The 14,262-nt window shown below is 34.0% G+C and carries 13 protein-coding genes; 2 read left to right on the top strand and 11 right to left on the bottom strand.

Going from position 1 to position 14,262, the window contains the following annotated elements; translation table 11 throughout:
* Positions 1-8 precede the first annotated feature (8 nt).
* Together ACIDC4_RS21395 and ACIDC4_RS21390 are read right to left on the bottom strand one after the other, a co-directional pair.
* Entirely contained in the window at positions 9-1,088 is a 1,080-nt protein-coding gene (locus tag ACIDC4_RS21395; RefSeq protein ID WP_412044654.1) for a glycosyltransferase family 9 protein, read from the bottom strand.
* 258 nt (positions 1,089-1,346) lie between these two features.
* Positions 1,347-2,141, bottom strand: a complete 795-nt coding sequence (locus ACIDC4_RS21390; protein ID WP_412044653.1) for a DUF2797 domain-containing protein — start codon at positions 2,139-2,141, stop codon at positions 1,347-1,349.
* A gap of 241 nt (positions 2,142-2,382) precedes the next feature.
* Here ACIDC4_RS21390 and ACIDC4_RS21385 point away from each other — a divergent pair, with 241 nt between their 5' ends.
* Complete coding sequence (locus ACIDC4_RS21385) at positions 2,383-3,906, top strand: GH3 auxin-responsive promoter family protein (protein ID WP_412044652.1); 1,524 nt, start codon at positions 2,383-2,385, stop codon at positions 3,904-3,906.
* Positions 3,907-4,441: 535 nt separating this feature from the next.
* Here ACIDC4_RS21385 and serB read toward each other — a convergent pair.
* The 5 genes from serB to ACIDC4_RS21360 form a co-directional block, all read right to left on the bottom strand.
* Positions 4,442-5,671 carry a phosphoserine phosphatase SerB gene (serB, locus tag ACIDC4_RS21380; protein ID WP_194618086.1) on the bottom strand — a complete coding sequence of 410 codons (1,230 nt, stop codon included), beginning with the start codon at positions 5,669-5,671 and terminating at the stop codon, positions 4,442-4,444.
* Positions 5,672-5,889: 218 nt separating this feature from the next.
* Entirely contained in the window at positions 5,890-6,330 is a 441-nt protein-coding gene (locus tag ACIDC4_RS21375) for a VOC family protein (protein ID WP_230035294.1), read from the bottom strand.
* 205 nt (positions 6,331-6,535) lie between these two features.
* Complete coding sequence (locus ACIDC4_RS21370; RefSeq protein ID WP_412044651.1) at positions 6,536-6,979, bottom strand: SRPBCC family protein; 444 nt, start codon at positions 6,977-6,979, stop codon at positions 6,536-6,538.
* Between the two features lie 2 nt (positions 6,980-6,981).
* Positions 6,982-7,389, bottom strand: a complete 408-nt coding sequence (locus ACIDC4_RS21365; RefSeq protein ID WP_412044650.1) for a VOC family protein — start codon at positions 7,387-7,389, stop codon at positions 6,982-6,984.
* A gap of 160 nt (positions 7,390-7,549) precedes the next feature.
* Positions 7,550-7,954 (bottom strand): SRPBCC family protein, encoded by a 405-nt coding sequence (locus ACIDC4_RS21360; protein WP_230035288.1) that lies wholly within the window; start codon positions 7,952-7,954, stop codon positions 7,550-7,552.
* A gap of 168 nt (positions 7,955-8,122) precedes the next feature.
* On the opposite strand from ACIDC4_RS21360, the gene ACIDC4_RS21355 reads away from it, so the two are divergent.
* Complete coding sequence (locus ACIDC4_RS21355) at positions 8,123-9,085, top strand: GlxA family transcriptional regulator (RefSeq protein ID WP_412044649.1); 963 nt, start codon at positions 8,123-8,125, stop codon at positions 9,083-9,085.
* A 160-nt stretch (positions 9,086-9,245) separates the two neighbouring features.
* Here the strand turns inward: ACIDC4_RS21355 and ACIDC4_RS21350 are convergent, their stop codons facing one another.
* From ACIDC4_RS21350 to ACIDC4_RS21335, 4 genes are all read right to left on the bottom strand, one after another.
* On the bottom strand, positions 9,246-9,911 hold the full coding sequence (locus tag ACIDC4_RS21350; protein ID WP_412044648.1) for a murein L,D-transpeptidase catalytic domain-containing protein: 666 nt from the start codon (positions 9,909-9,911) through the stop codon (positions 9,246-9,248).
* Between the two features lie 529 nt (positions 9,912-10,440).
* Positions 10,441-11,673, bottom strand: a complete 1,233-nt coding sequence (gene clpX, locus ACIDC4_RS21345; RefSeq protein WP_056245443.1) for an ATP-dependent Clp protease ATP-binding subunit ClpX — start codon at positions 11,671-11,673, stop codon at positions 10,441-10,443.
* Positions 11,674-11,848: 175 nt separating this feature from the next.
* Positions 11,849-12,523, bottom strand: a complete 675-nt coding sequence (gene clpP / locus ACIDC4_RS21340; RefSeq protein WP_412044647.1) for an ATP-dependent Clp endopeptidase proteolytic subunit ClpP — start codon at positions 12,521-12,523, stop codon at positions 11,849-11,851.
* A 373-nt stretch (positions 12,524-12,896) separates the two neighbouring features.
* Positions 12,897-14,219: a trigger factor gene (locus ACIDC4_RS21335; RefSeq protein WP_412044646.1), complete on the bottom strand. Its 1,323-nt coding sequence runs from the start codon at positions 14,217-14,219 to the stop codon at positions 12,897-12,899.
* Between the last annotated feature and the right edge of the window lie 43 nt (positions 14,220-14,262).

Genomic DNA, 14,262 nt, shown 5'->3' with positions numbered 1-14,262 from the left:
TAATTTTATTAAATCGCTTTTGAATAACTGTTTACTTTTCCGTTGTTCAAAATTGAATTGATTACTTTTAGATAATCTTTTTTAGTATATAATTTGACATCTATTCCGATACTTGAATTGTCGTAAGGCTCGTATTTTTCCATTTTCGAAATAGAAAACAATCCTATTGTTGGGGTTTGTACAGCACTGGCCAAATGCATAATACCGCTATCGGCACCAATAAATAAATCAGCATTGGCAATTACAGCTCCTATCTCGCGAATATCCTTACTATAAAATGTAGGTGCCTTAAAAGCAATTTGCGAAACATTTTCTACAGGAAGTATTTCTATAATATTAAAATTTTTGTATTCTTCTTTAAGCTGCGTATAAAATCTTCCCCACCATTCTTCAGACAAACATTTTTCGCCTGTTGCGTAAGTAAATATGCAGATTGTTCTTTTATCGTTATGAAATAAATTATTTAAAATTCTCTTGCCTTCGGTAATTTCAGAAGAAGATAATTTAAGGTCTAAAGGAGCTATTATTTTATTGGTTTTCGGAAATCTGAGTTTGGTTAGATAATTTCGAAAATTATAAACAGGATATTTGGCAATATGGTCGTAATCATTTTTTACCAATTGGGTTTCTTCATTTGCATCTCCAAAAAATTTATACTTGGCATTTGAAAACTGAACTGCTAAACGACCTGAAGAAGAGTTTTGATCGACATTGATGGCAATATCATAATTTTGTTTTTTGATTGAAATCCAGACATTCAGGTATTTCAATAAACTTTTGAAGGGCTTTCTGGGTAAGTCGATTATTTTATCAATGTTATCATAATTTTCGAAAATGATTGGAGCTAACGTTCCCTTAACAAACAAATCTACTTTACAATTTGGAAATATTTCTGTGACTTCCTGAACGAGAGGCGTAATCAATAATAAGTTTCCTAATCTTCCGTTTGGTCTGCAGATCAGGATTCTTTTTATATCATTTTTATCCACTAAAATGATATCTTCTTGTGATCTTGCTTTTCCAATATTCTTAGTCAGATTGCGCATTAAGCCGCGTCTAAAAACATTTATTTTATTGAGAATGGCCATCTTGTAAATAATTTAAGCATTATTAAATCTTCATTTAAATTTTAAAAAAAACAAAGCGGTTTAACTAGTTTAAAACTAGTCTCTTTTATTTTTTAAAATTAAATTCTTTCAATAAGCTATTATTACAAAATTGTAAGTAAATGTATCAACATTCACATATTCAGCTACTTGAAAGCGATTTAAAATTAGGTAAATTATTTTGTAAGCAAATAAATACTAGACGGTTAACCAATAAAACCCGATGAATAACCTATTACGCTAGACGTTTATTGTGACAATATAACCTTCTGAACTGCGAACATTAAAAACAGTTCCGTTTTCAAAAATTAAATACTGGCCTTTAATTCCTATTAATTTTCCCTGAAAAGATGGGGTTTTATCCAGATTTAAACTTGCTACTTTTGCAGGATAATTTAGAACCGGATAATGCAGTTCATATAAATCATTTTTTTGAGAATAGAAATACTCTTTGGCTTCATCAGGAATTAAGCTTTCCACCTTTATTTTTTCAGCCAGAAGATCAAAAGTTCCGCTGGTATTTTGAAGCATCTTTCTCCAGTTGGTTTTATCTGTATAATGATCTTTTAATGCGACCTCTGTAATTCCGGCTAAATAACGATTAGGCACCTCAACAATTGCAATTGCCTGTGTTGCCCCCTGATCGATCCAACGGGTTGGAACCTGAGTTTTACGGGTTACACCCACTTTTACTTCGCTCGCCAAAGCCAGGTAAACAACATGAGGCTGCAATTGTACTTTTTGTTCGTACTCAAGATCACGATCTGCAATACCTAAATGTGCCGTGCTTAATTCCGGTCTCATGATCCAGTCGCCCACTGCAGGACTGGAGTAAAAGCAATCGTAGCAAAATCCCTGACGGAATATTTTTTTCTTTTTATGACAATTCAAGCATTCGTAACCTGCAAAATTTATCTCAATCTCTTTATCTAAAAGCTGGTTCATATTGAGAAAACTATCTTCGAAAACCAAATAATATTGAATTGGGTTACCTAGTTCAGTTTGCATTTTTGTAAGTACACCTTGATATGTCATAAGAATTTTAGATTGTAGATTTCAGATATTAGCTTTGCTCTGTATTGTGAACTTTTATTTGTTAAAATTCCAATCATCAATTGGAATCTTTACTTTTATAGAACTGTTTTTTACAAAAAAACACTATTTTTGATACAACGGCAAAGTTAGTATTTGTCGATCGATATTCAAATTTTATATTTTTTGATTTTCATATCAAAAGAATCTAAAAATCTAAAATCAGCAATCTAAAATTTAACTCATGCCCTTATCAATAATCAATTCGTTTGCCTCTTGGGTCCTGAAACAAAGGATACATCAAATAGAACTTTTTCTAAAATATCCCAACGAAGTTCAGGAAGAACTCTTGCACAATTTATTGACGGCCTCTGAGAATACCATTATAGGAAAACAATATGATTTTGGATCGATTACCTCGTATGCTACTTTTGCTGAAAGGGTTCCTATTGCTACTTATGAAGAATTACAACCTTTAATAGAACGTACACGTCAGGGAGAACAAGGTGTTTTTTGGGAAACTCCGATCAAATGGTTTGCAAAATCAAGCGGAACTACAAATGCCAAAAGTAAATTTATTCCGGTAAGTAATGAGGCTCTTGAAGATTGTCATTATAAAGGAAGTAAAGATTTGCTTTGTTTGTATTTGAACAACAACGAAGACTCGGAATTATTTTTAGGAAAAAGTCTTCGCCTGGGTGGAAGTTCTCAGATTTACGAAAACAACAATACGTTCTTTGGAGATTTATCGGCTATTTTGATTGAAAATATGCCTATTTGGGCTGAATTCAGCAGCACGCCAAGCAACAAAACTTCGTTGATGACCGAATGGGAAGCTAAAATTGCCGCCATTATAAACGAAACCAAAAACGAAAACGTAACGAGTTTTGCGGGAGTTCCTTCGTGGATGTTGGTTTTAATGAATAAGGTTTTAGAAAATACCGGTAAAGAAAGTTTACTTGAAATATGGCCTAATCTGGAAGTTTACTTTCACGGAGGCGTAAGTTTTTCTCCTTATAAAGAACAATACAAGAAAATATTACCAAGTAAAGATTTCAAATATTACGAAATATATAATGCTTCTGAAGGTTTCTTTGCTATTCAGGATTTGAATAATTCCAGCGACTTATTATTGATGCTGGATTACGGCATTTTCTACGAATTTATATCAATGGATACTTTTGGAACTCCGGATCAAAAAGTAGTTCGTCTGGCTGATGTTGAACTGAATAAAAACTACGCTATTGTTATTACAACCAATTCGGGCTTATGGCGTTATTTGATTGGCGATACGGTTCGTTTTACTTCTTTAAACCCATACAGAATTCGTGTTACAGGTAGAACCAAACATCATATTAATGTTTTTGGTGAAGAATTAATGGTCGAAAATACCGATCAGGCGATTGCCAAAGCCTGCCAAATTACCCAAACGGAAGTCATCGATTATACGGTTGCTCCTATTTTTATGCAGGACAAAGAAAAAGGTGCACACGAATGGATGATCGAGTTCAAGAAAAAACCGGCTGATGTTGGTCTTTTTCAGAAAGTGCTGGATGAAACGTTACAGACTTTAAATTCTGATTACGAAGCCAAACGCCACAATAATATGACGCTGAATCCTCTAGTGATTAATGTAGCTCGTGAAAACTTATTTTATGATTGGTTGAAGGAAAGAGACAAACTAGGCGGACAGCATAAAATTCCGAGACTTTCGAATCAAAGGGATTATTTGGAGCAGTTGAAGGAGATGTGTGTGCTTAAACACTAATTTCACGAATTTTCACTAATTATATATTGTTGGCGAAAGCTTCGCAAATGTATTGTCGTATAAAATAAATTCTTGCTTAATAGCCACTAGCTTCAGCTAGTGGTACAAAATACAATTACAATTGGCTTTAGCCAAATTCTACAGCCGTGATTAATTTGACTAAAGCCTTGATTCATTTCTATTAATTTCCTCCAGCTAAAGCAGTAGGCTATTCAAAACAAAACTTCTCGCTGGCGCAAATGTCTCGCTCGTGAGAAGAATCAATTTTAAAATTTTTACTTGGTTGTGTGTGCGATCGACAAGCTATAAGTGTCCGAAACGTATTGCTCTGAAAGAGCTTTAGCAATAGCATGGTGCTAAGCACTATGAATGAAAACGATTATAATTTAAGCCCTGTAAGGGCGGAAGCACCCAAAGGGGCATGCCCATAAAAAAAACCTTAGCTTTTATTGAAAAACTAAGGTTTGTTTGTTTTGAATTTGATTGTAGAGTTTATTACGAGGATTTCTCGTTCCTCGAAATGACAAAAATGAGATTACATCATATCAATATATCGGTCGTGATAACCCAATAAGTATAAAACTCCATCAAGTCCAAGACTTGAAATTGAAGTTGATGCACTTTCTTTTACTTTTGGTTTTGCGTGAAAAGCGATTCCTAAACCGGCTAAATTTAGCATTGGTAAATCGTTGGCTCCGTCTCCTACTGCGATGGTTTGATTGATGTGGATTCCTTCTTTTTCAGCAATGGCTTTTAGGTATTCGGCCTTCTTTTGTCCGTCTACGATTTCACCTAAATATTTACCGGTTAATTTACCGTCTTTTATTTCTAACTGATTGGCATGAACGTAATCGATCCCCAATTCTTTTTGCAGGTATTCTCCAAAATAGGTGAATCCTCCGGATAGAATGGCCGTTTTATAGCCGTAATATTTTAGGGCTTTCATCAAACGATGCGCACCTTTTGTAATAGGTAAATTGATGGCAACATTTTGTAAAACATCTTCGCTTAAACCTTCCAACAAAGCCATACGCTGTTTGAAGCTTTCGTTGAAATCTATTTCGCCATTCATTGCCGATTCTGTAATCGCACGAACCTGATCTCCTACTCCATTTAGTTCTGCTAGTTCATCGATAACTTCGGTCTGGATTAAAGTTGAATCCATATCGAAGCATACCAAACGACGGTTTCGTCTGTAAATATTATCTTCCTGAAACGAAATATCAACATTTAAAGTTCTTGAAATCTCCATGAAACTTGCTGTCATGATGATCTTATTTACAATTTCGCCTGTAACGGATAATTGTATACAAGAACGCGGATATTCTTCTTTTTCAACAATAGAAGTTCTGCCTGTTAATCTGATAATAGAATCGATATTCAGGTTTTGATCTGACATTATTTTAGTTACTGCTGCCAATTGTGAAGCTGCCAGTTTCTCTCCTAAAATATTGATGATATAACGTTGTTTTGATTGTGATTTTACCCAGGTTTCGTAATCTTCTACAGAAATTGGAATAAATTTTACCTTAACTCCCAGTTCATAGGCTTTAAACAATAAGTCTTTTAAAACGGGACCTGAAGTTGAACCGGCTTCGATTTCAAACAAAATCCCTAAAGAAAGTGTGTCATGAATATCAGCCTGACCAATATCTAAAATATTGGCATCGTAAGTAGCCAATACGGCTGTTAAACCTGCTGTTACTCCTATTTTATCATGTCCTGAGACTTTTAATAAAATAATCTCTTTACCTTCTATTGCCATTTTATCTATTGATTTTAAGAAGCGACAAAAATCGGCAATCTATTGTTGATAAAAAAGAATATTGTTTGTTTTTTTGAAAAGAAAAAGCACATAAGAATGCGCTTTATTGAGTAATTTAACAATAATACTTTACTATCGAAATAACGTAACAAGTCAGGTTATTTTTTCCGCCACGAATTCAGGAATTAAGCAATTAAAATTCGTGGCGACAAAAAAAATTATTTTTGATTTTCATCGAAATTCACCATCCAGCTTATGCCGAATTTATCTTTGAACATTCCGAAATAAGCTCCCCAGAAAGTTTTATTCATGGGCATGTAAATCGTTCCGTTTGCCGAAAGTCCGTTGAAGATTCTATCTGCTTCTTCTGTGGTTTCAACATTTATAGATACTGAAAAATTTCCGCCAAAAGCTACGTCTCCGGATTGCTCGTTACTATCACTTCCCATCAAAATAGTATCTCCAATGGGCAATGAAACATGCATTACTCTATTAGCATCTTTCTCTGATATTTCGGCACAGCCGCCGTCTTCATTTGCAGGCATGTCTTTGAATTTTCCGATATACGGAAATTCGCCTCCAAAAACTGATTTATAAAACAGAAATGCTTCTTCGCAATTCCCATTAAATATTAAATAAGGGTTTACTGATGTTGCCATGATTACTTATTGTTTGTTGTTTATTGCAATCTATCCTCTTTCTTCTATCCTCTTTCTTCTATCTTCTATCCTCTTTCCTCTATTCTCTTTCCTCTATTCTCTTTCCTCTATTCTCTTTCCTCTATTCTCTTTCCTCTATTCTCTTTCCTCTATTCTCTTTCTTCTATTCTCTTTCTTCTATTCTCTTTCTTCTATTCTCTTTCTTCTATTCTCTTTCTTCCGATAATTCTTTCACAACCTCTAATCCTTTCGGGAAAACTCCTTTAAAATAATCGATATACTTTTCGACCGTATCAACCTGAGCGACTAAATCTATAAATTCATCATCCGGAGTCAGTCGATAGGTTTCCATTGACCCGCTCCACTTTTTTGTTTCTTCGGTAATAGGCAACTCTTTAAAGTCTTTTATTTCGCCTAAATGTTTAAAAGCCATATATTCATTTGGAATTTTAGTTTCAATAATACTATACATTCCTTCTCCATTGGGAGACATGAAATGCACTTTATCACCTTGATTCCAATCCGTTATGGTATATGATCCTTCACAAAAAACTCCTGTCCATTTTTTATAAGTTTCATCGTTCCATAAAACCGACCACACTTTTTCGGCCGGAGCTTTGATTCTGATTTTAAATTCTAATGTTTCCATAATTATGATAATTTACTAAAATCCATAAATAAAACATTCCAGCGATGACCGTCTAAATCTGCAAAACCAAAGCCATACATCCAGCCTTGACTTTCTACCGGAGGAGAAAAAATCGTTCCGCCGGCTTCTTCAACTTTTTTTGCTAATTCATCAACTTCTGAAACACTTTCTGCATCAATCGAAATCAAAACTTCTGAACTTGATTGCGTATCTGTCAGTTTGTTTTGAGAGAAACCTGTAAATAATGATTCTTCAAAAAGCATAACAACAAAATGTGATTCACCTACGACCATGCATGTTGAGTTGGGCGTATCATGTTGCTCATTAAAAGAAAAACCTATTTTCCAGAAAAAATCTTTTGCTTTTGCCACATCCTTGACTGGCAAATTCAGCCATATTTGTTTTGCCATAGTTTTTTGTTTTTTTTTATTATTTTAAACCATATCAGTTATATAAGGAAATTTAAGTATGATTGTCTTTTGCCGCAAAGGCACTAAGGCACAAAGCTTTTTTTACTAAACTTAAAAACTTTGTTCCTTTGCAACTCTGTCACTTTGAACCTAAAAAAAACTAATTTTGCTCTACATAACTTTTAAAATTATCCAGAATTGCGTTCCAGCCTCCTTGTTGCATTTCGTCTGAATTTTGAGTTTCAGGATCAAAGCTTTCTATAATTTCTACTCCGTCCGGGGTTTCTGTAAAAGTAATCTCAACTTTTCTGCCATCTTCCATTACATATTCAATCGCTTTATTTTTTTCGACCAAAGTATATTCACCTCCAAAATCAAAACTCATGCTGCCATCTTTTGCCGCCATGGTCGATTTGAATTTTCCTCCTACCCTTAAATCATTTTCTGCATAAGGCGTATGCCATTCTGCCGAAGCAAAACTCCAATTTTTAATGTGTTCAGGTTGTGTCCAGAATTCCCAAACTTTGTCTATCGATGCATTAATCGTATTTTGTACTGTTATCATTGTGTTTTTCTTAAATTTATACTAGTTAATACATAAACTTACAAAATTTATTAAACAAATTTAAAACATTACACAAAGCTTTAACATACATTAAAAGTCAACTTTAGGGTCATTTAAGACAAATTAGCTATTTTTGCATGTTATCATTTTTCTAAAATACAAATCATTATGAGTAAGAAAATAGGCTTAATTGTACCCCATGACTATAAATTATTAAGTATAGCTGCTATTTTAGAAGTTTTTGAAACGGCTAATAAACTTTCTAAAGGAGATAAATATTTTGAAATTATGATATTTCAATCTTCCGAACAAATCAACGAAGAACGTTTGTTTGGGTACGAAGTGAACGCCATTGAAGATTCGGCTGAAGTTTTAGATCTGATTTTAATCCCTGCTTTTACTACAGATAATATGAGCGAAATGATCGCCAAGAACAAGAATTTTATTCCCTGGCTCAAAAAACAACATCAATCCGGAGCCGAATTGGCGAGTTTTTGTACCGGTGCTTTTTTGTTTGCGGCTTCAGGATTATTAAACGAAAAATTGGCTACAACTCATGTTGATGCTTGTAGTGCGTTTACAAAAGCTTTTCCGTTAGTAAAACTAAAAGCCGAAGAAACTCTAACGGCAGATGGCAGTTTATATACCAGCGGCGGCTCAACCTCAACCTTTCATTTATTGATTCTTTTAGTTCAGAAATATTGCGGAAACGAGATTGCCGTTCAGATCGCCAAGATTTTCTCGATTGATTTAAACCGATACAAACAAAGCTATTTTAGTACTTTCAGACCCAATCATTTGCACAACGATGCTTTGGTTGCGATGTTGCAGCAAAAAATAGAAAGTCAGTATCAAACTATCGAAAAACTGGAAGAAATCACCAAAGATATCCCCACAAGCGCCCGAAACATGACACGACGATTCAAACAAGTTACGGGAATTCCGCCAATTGAATATCTGCAAAATATAAGGGTAGAAAGTTCGAAGAAATATCTGGAACAAACCCAGCTTTCAATTTCAGAAATTATCGAAAAAACCGGTTACAATGATCCAAAAGCATTTCGTAAAGTATTCTTTAAAATGGTGGGCATGAAACCCATAGAATATCGCGAAAAATTTAGAGTGCAGTAATTTTTTTCAGGAGCAGAAGTTTTATCCCGAAAGACATTTTGTCCTGCTCTCCACTATATCTTTTGCTGTGAACCCCACAGCAAAAGGATGCCATTTCGATCAGGGCTATACGAGATATTTTTATTTTCATAAGACAATCAGATTGGGATTTAAACCAGCTTTATGATTTAACAATCCACATCAGGACTTTTTTATTTTCTTTCAGGAGTTTATCAATTTCTTTCATATCTATATTAGAAACTGCGGGACATCCCCAACCTTCCGGAGTTCCTTTAGGATAGACTTCGTCGCTTGAAATGGCTTCCCAGGAATGCAACACTATAGCGCGGCTTCTGGCATGCGAATTTGTTTTTTCTTTTCCCTGCAAAACATAATTTACTTTTATTCCCCACTGACTCACTCCACGATCCAAAATAATAAATTTACCTATCGACGAACAATGCGAATCGAATTCATTGCTTATTGGTGCATTTTCTTTAGACATCGTTGCGCCCCAGCTATTATCGCCGCAGCCGTGGCTTACCATATATGATTTTGTTATTTTATTCTTTTTAAAATCATACACAAAAAATCTCTTTAAACCAGAATGTATGCCTAAGTCGATCAGAAAAAATGTATTCTGATTGAGGTTATTACGTTTGCAATATTGTTGAGCTTCTTTATAATAAGTATTGTACTCAATGTCTTTGATTTCGCTGCGGGGTTTTTCTTCAGGAATAATTTCTACTGCTTTTTCAGCATTCGAGATTCTTGCTGCCCAAACTTCTTTCTTGTCTTTGCAGGATAATATCAACAACAAACTTATGATGAGGAATATTTTTTTCATAACGGCAATTTACAGAAAAACAGATAATCAATTCTAAAACCTGCGGAGAGATAAAAAAATTTTAACGCAGAGAACGCTAAGTTTTTCTTCTATTAGCTTTTATAAAAAAAGAAAAGTTTTTGCGTTTAAAATATAAGATCATTTTCTTTTCAAGGTTTCAGACTTTTGAAATCAAAAATAGTTAGCAAAAAACAATTTGTTCCATCGGAACATCTCATGGGTAGAAAAAAATGCATCGTGAGAAATATCATCCCTGAGGGACGTTTGACAAATTGTGTTTGCAATTTATATATGTTTTTACCATTATAATTTATAAAATCAAACGTTCCTACGGAACGTAAAAAAACGTCATACATATTTGACTACCGATGAAATGTTCCTATGGAACAAAAAACAAATATGCCAATCTCTTTGGTAAAGATAATTATACAGAAAAACGAAAAAGCATAAAAAAACCTGCTCAAATAAAGGAGCAGGTTTTAGGTAAACGTTGTCAAAGTTTTGAACTTTTACAACGTAATATCAAGATTTATGAAGCAATTTCCATACGCTTCAATAAATTTTTATTCAAAGTATGTTTTGCGTAATCTTTATCGATTGTCAAAACTTTATCATCTGAACTTGGTAATTCGTACATCGCATCTGTTAAGATAGCTTCGCATAACGAACGTAATCCACGAGCTCCTAATTTGTATTCTAATGCTTTATCAACAATAAAATCTAATGCTTCATCTGAAATATTAAATTCAACATCATCCATTAAGAATAATTTTTGATATTGTTTGATTAATGCATTTTTAGGTTGTGTCAAAATAGCACGCAAAGTTTCTCTATCAAGAGGATCCATGTGTGTTAAAACTGGCAAACGACCAATAATTTCAGGAATCAAACCAAAATCTTTAATATCTTTTGGAATGATATATTGCAATAAATTGTCTTTGTCGATATTGTCTACATTTTTAGATGTTGAATATCCAACTGCCTGACGGTTTAAACGTTTAGAAATAATACGTTCTACTCCATCAAAAGCTCCACCTGCAATAAACAGGATGTTTTGAGTATTTACCTCAACAAATTTCTGGTCCGGGTGTTTACGTCCTCCTTTTGGTGGTACGTTTACAACTGTTCCCTCTAATAATTTTAGTAAAGCTTGTTGTACTCCTTCACCAGAAACGTCACGTGTTATCGATGGATTATCGCTCTTACGGGCAATTTTATCAATCTCATCAATAAATACGATTCCTCTTTCTGCTTTGGTTACGTCATAATCAGCGGCTTGAAGTAAACGTGTCAAAATACTTTCGACATCTTCACCTACATAACCTGCTTCTGTAAGTACAGTTGCATCAACAATAGCCAAAGGAACATCTAACATTTTTGCGATAGTTTTTGCTACCAATGTTTTTCCGGTTCCGGTTTGACCTACCATAATGATGTTACTTTTTTCGATCTCTACTTCATCGTCTAATTGCTGTTGCATTAAACGTTTGTAGTGATTGTAAACCGCAACCGACATTACTTTTTTTGTCTGATCCTGACCAATAACATATTGATCCAGGAAAGCTCTGATTTCTTTTGGTTTCTTTAAAATTAAATCCCCAACAAGTTTCGCGCTTCCGCTTGATTTTAATTCTTCTATTACAATTCCGTGTGCTTGTTCAATACACTTATCACAGATATGTGCATTAATACCTGCAATCAATAAATTGGTTTCTGGCTTTTTTCTTCCACAAAACGAACATTCTAATACTACTTTAGCCATTCTTTTTTAGTTACATAAGTCGCAAAGTTACTAAGTTTCTGAGATTTACCAATAAAACCTCAAAAACTTAGCAAGCTATTAACTTTTTATTTTTGTTTCAAGTTTAATTTTGTTTCAAGTTTCAAGTTAACCTCAGAACCTTAGTTCCTTTGTAACTTTGAACCTTAAAAAAAAATTAGCTTCTTCTCAATACTTCATCAATCATTCCGTATTCTTTTGCTTCGTCAGCTTTCATCCAGTAATCACGCTCACTGTCTTTGTGCACTTTGTCAAAAGTTTGTCCTGAATGCTGAGAGATGATATGATATAATTCATCTTTTAGTTTCAACATTTCGCGTAAGTTGATTTCCATATCTGTTGCAACACCTTGTGCTCCTCCTGATGGCTGGTGAATCATTACTCTTGAATGTGGCAATGCCGAACGTTTTCCTTCTGCTCCTGCACATAATAATACAGCTCCCATTGAGGCTGCCATACCGGTACAAATTGTCGCTACATCTGGTTTGATGTATTGCATGGTATCATAAATCCCTAATCCTGCGTAAACGCTTCCTCCTGGAGAATTTAGATAAATTTGAATGTCTTTTGATGCATCAGCACTTTCTAAAAATAATAACTGAGCCTGAACGATATTTGCGATTTGATCGTCGATACCTGTTCCTAAAAAGATGATTCTGTCCATCATTAATCTTGAAAAAACATCTAATTGAGAAATATTCAACTGACGCTCTTCGATAATATATGGAGTCATGTTTGTTGGGTTCATTGCTGCTACGATTTTGTCGTAGTACATTGCATTTACTCCCTGGTGCTTTGTAGCAAATTTTTTGAATTCTTTACCGTAGTTCATATTTTAAGTGTTCTAAGTTTATGTTATATCTGTATCTATTCTTCATCAAAGGTTGTACCTCTTTCTAAAGGATGTCAATTTGTCTTAGTTTTTTATTTCAAGTTTAATTTTGTTTCAGGTTTCAAGTTTTTGAACTCGCTTCTTAAATAGCCCAGATAGCAGTGAAAAGCTTTTTGAATTCCGTTTTTTAGTTTTTTTATTCTTGGAAAGCGACTGAAAGAAGCTCTTGCAAGAATTTGAAAAACTTAAACGGAAGAAAAAACTTGTAACGAATAGCTGGATTAGCTTCTGAAAAGTAATCAAAAATAAATTAAAACAAAAGAGCGTCAGGAAAAAACTTCCCGACGCTCAAATATACTTATTGTTTTAGAAATTATTCTCCGTAAGACGCAGCAATAAATTCTTCGTAAGTTACTTCTTTAGTTGTTGGATTTGCTTTTTCTTTAAACACTTCTAACAATTTTTCAGCTACAACTTGCTCAGAAAGTCTTTTTACTTCTTCCTGGTTAGATAATACTCTAGCCACGATTCCTTGTACTTCTTCGTCAGTTGGATTTGTTTGTCCAAATTGAGCCATTTGTTGTCTGATAGCGTTTGTTGTAAAAGCTTTCAAATCTTCGAATGTAATTTGGATATTACTTTGTGCCATTGCTTTTCCTTCGATCAATTGAAAACGTAATCCTTTTTCAGATCTTGCGTATTCAACTTCAGCTTCTTCTGCAGAAAGTTTTTTCTCTCCAACAGTTTGTAACCATTTTTTAAGGAATTCTGCTGGTAAATCAAATTTTGTGCTTTCGATAAGGAAATCCTGAACGTCTAACAATAATTTTTGATCTGCTTGCTGTGCGAATTGCGCTTCAGCATCTTCTTTGATTTTAGCTTTCAAATCTTCAAGTGAAGCTACTTTTCCTTCTCCAAAAAGTTTATCAAAAAGCTCTTGGTTTAATTCTGCCAATTCTGCTCCGTTGATTGCTTCGATAGTAAAGTTTACTTCGATATCTAAACCGTGAACATCATCATGAGCTACTTTTAAGTAATCCATTAATTGGTGATCATCTGCAAATAAACCTTTTGTGCTTACTGTAACAACATCTCCAACTTTTTTACCGATGAATTTATCAGCAGCAGCTTTGTTGAAAGTAGATACAGCAATTGTAGTAGTATTGTTGATTCCTTTTTCTTCGTTTGAGAAAGTTCCGGTTAAATCTGAATCAGCTTCTACTTTATCTTGTGGAATTGCTTTCCCGAATTGTTTTTGGATACGCTCTACTTGTCCGTCGATTAATTTATCATCAGCAGTAACGATATATTTTACGATATCATTTTTCGCTTCTAAGTCAATTTCAAAGTTTGGTACTAAACCAATTTCGTATTCGAAAGTTAGTTCTTCAGCATCCCAATCAAAGTTTTCGTTTTCTTTAGCAAGAGGAGTTCCTAAAAGATTTAATCTTTCAGATTGAACAAAACGCTCTAAAGCCAAATCAACTACTTTTTTAACTTCTTCTTGCTTAATCGCTTTTCCGTATTGTTTTTCAACAAGGTCTTTAGGAACTTGTCCTTTTCTAAAACCTTTTACGGTAGCCAATGGCATTTTTTCGTTTATTCTTTTTGCTACTTGACCTTTATAATCCATGTGAACAACTGTCATTACGATCGTTTCATTCACAGCGTCTATTGCTACTCTTTTAATATCCATCTTCTTCTTTAATTTACATAATAAAATTGGGTTGCAAAATTAT

The organism is Flavobacterium sp. C3NV (assembly GCF_046825355.2).
Taxonomy (GTDB): domain Bacteria; phylum Bacteroidota; class Bacteroidia; order Flavobacteriales; family Flavobacteriaceae; genus Flavobacterium.
The sequence above is the reverse complement of the archived record's forward strand: the minus strand, read 5'-3'. Positions and strand labels throughout refer to the sequence as shown.

Coding starts and splice junctions, on each gene's coding strand:
- serB (WP_194618086.1), bottom strand. CDS start 5,671: ATGGCAATAGAAGGTAAAGAGATTATTTTATTAAAAGTCTCAGGACAT.
- ACIDC4_RS21370 (WP_412044651.1), bottom strand. CDS start 6,979: ATGGAAACATTAGAATTTAAAATCAGAATCAAAGCTCCGGCCGAAAAA.
- clpP (WP_412044647.1), bottom strand. CDS start 12,523: ATGAACTACGGTAAAGAATTCAAAAAATTTGCTACAAAGCACCAGGGA.
- ACIDC4_RS21365 (WP_412044650.1), bottom strand. CDS start 7,389: ATGGCAAAACAAATATGGCTGAATTTGCCAGTCAAGGATGTGGCAAAA.
- ACIDC4_RS21350 (WP_412044648.1), bottom strand. CDS start 9,911: ATGAAAAAAATATTCCTCATCATAAGTTTGTTGTTGATATTATCCTGC.
- ACIDC4_RS21360 (WP_230035288.1), bottom strand. CDS start 7,954: ATGATAACAGTACAAAATACGATTAATGCATCGATAGACAAAGTTTGG.
- ACIDC4_RS21355 (WP_412044649.1), top strand. CDS start 8,123: ATGAGTAAGAAAATAGGCTTAATTGTACCCCATGACTATAAATTATTA.
- ACIDC4_RS21385 (WP_412044652.1), top strand. CDS start 2,383: ATGCCCTTATCAATAATCAATTCGTTTGCCTCTTGGGTCCTGAAACAA.
- ACIDC4_RS21390 (WP_412044653.1), bottom strand. CDS start 2,141: ATGACATATCAAGGTGTACTTACAAAAATGCAAACTGAACTAGGTAAC.
- clpX (WP_056245443.1), bottom strand. CDS start 11,673: ATGGCTAAAGTAGTATTAGAATGTTCGTTTTGTGGAAGAAAAAAGCCA.
- ACIDC4_RS21395 (WP_412044654.1), bottom strand. CDS start 1,088: ATGGCCATTCTCAATAAAATAAATGTTTTTAGACGCGGCTTAATGCGC.
- ACIDC4_RS21375 (WP_230035294.1), bottom strand. CDS start 6,330: ATGGCAACATCAGTAAACCCTTATTTAATATTTAATGGGAATTGCGAA.
- ACIDC4_RS21335 (WP_412044646.1), bottom strand. CDS start 14,219: ATGGATATTAAAAGAGTAGCAATAGACGCTGTGAATGAAACGATCGTA.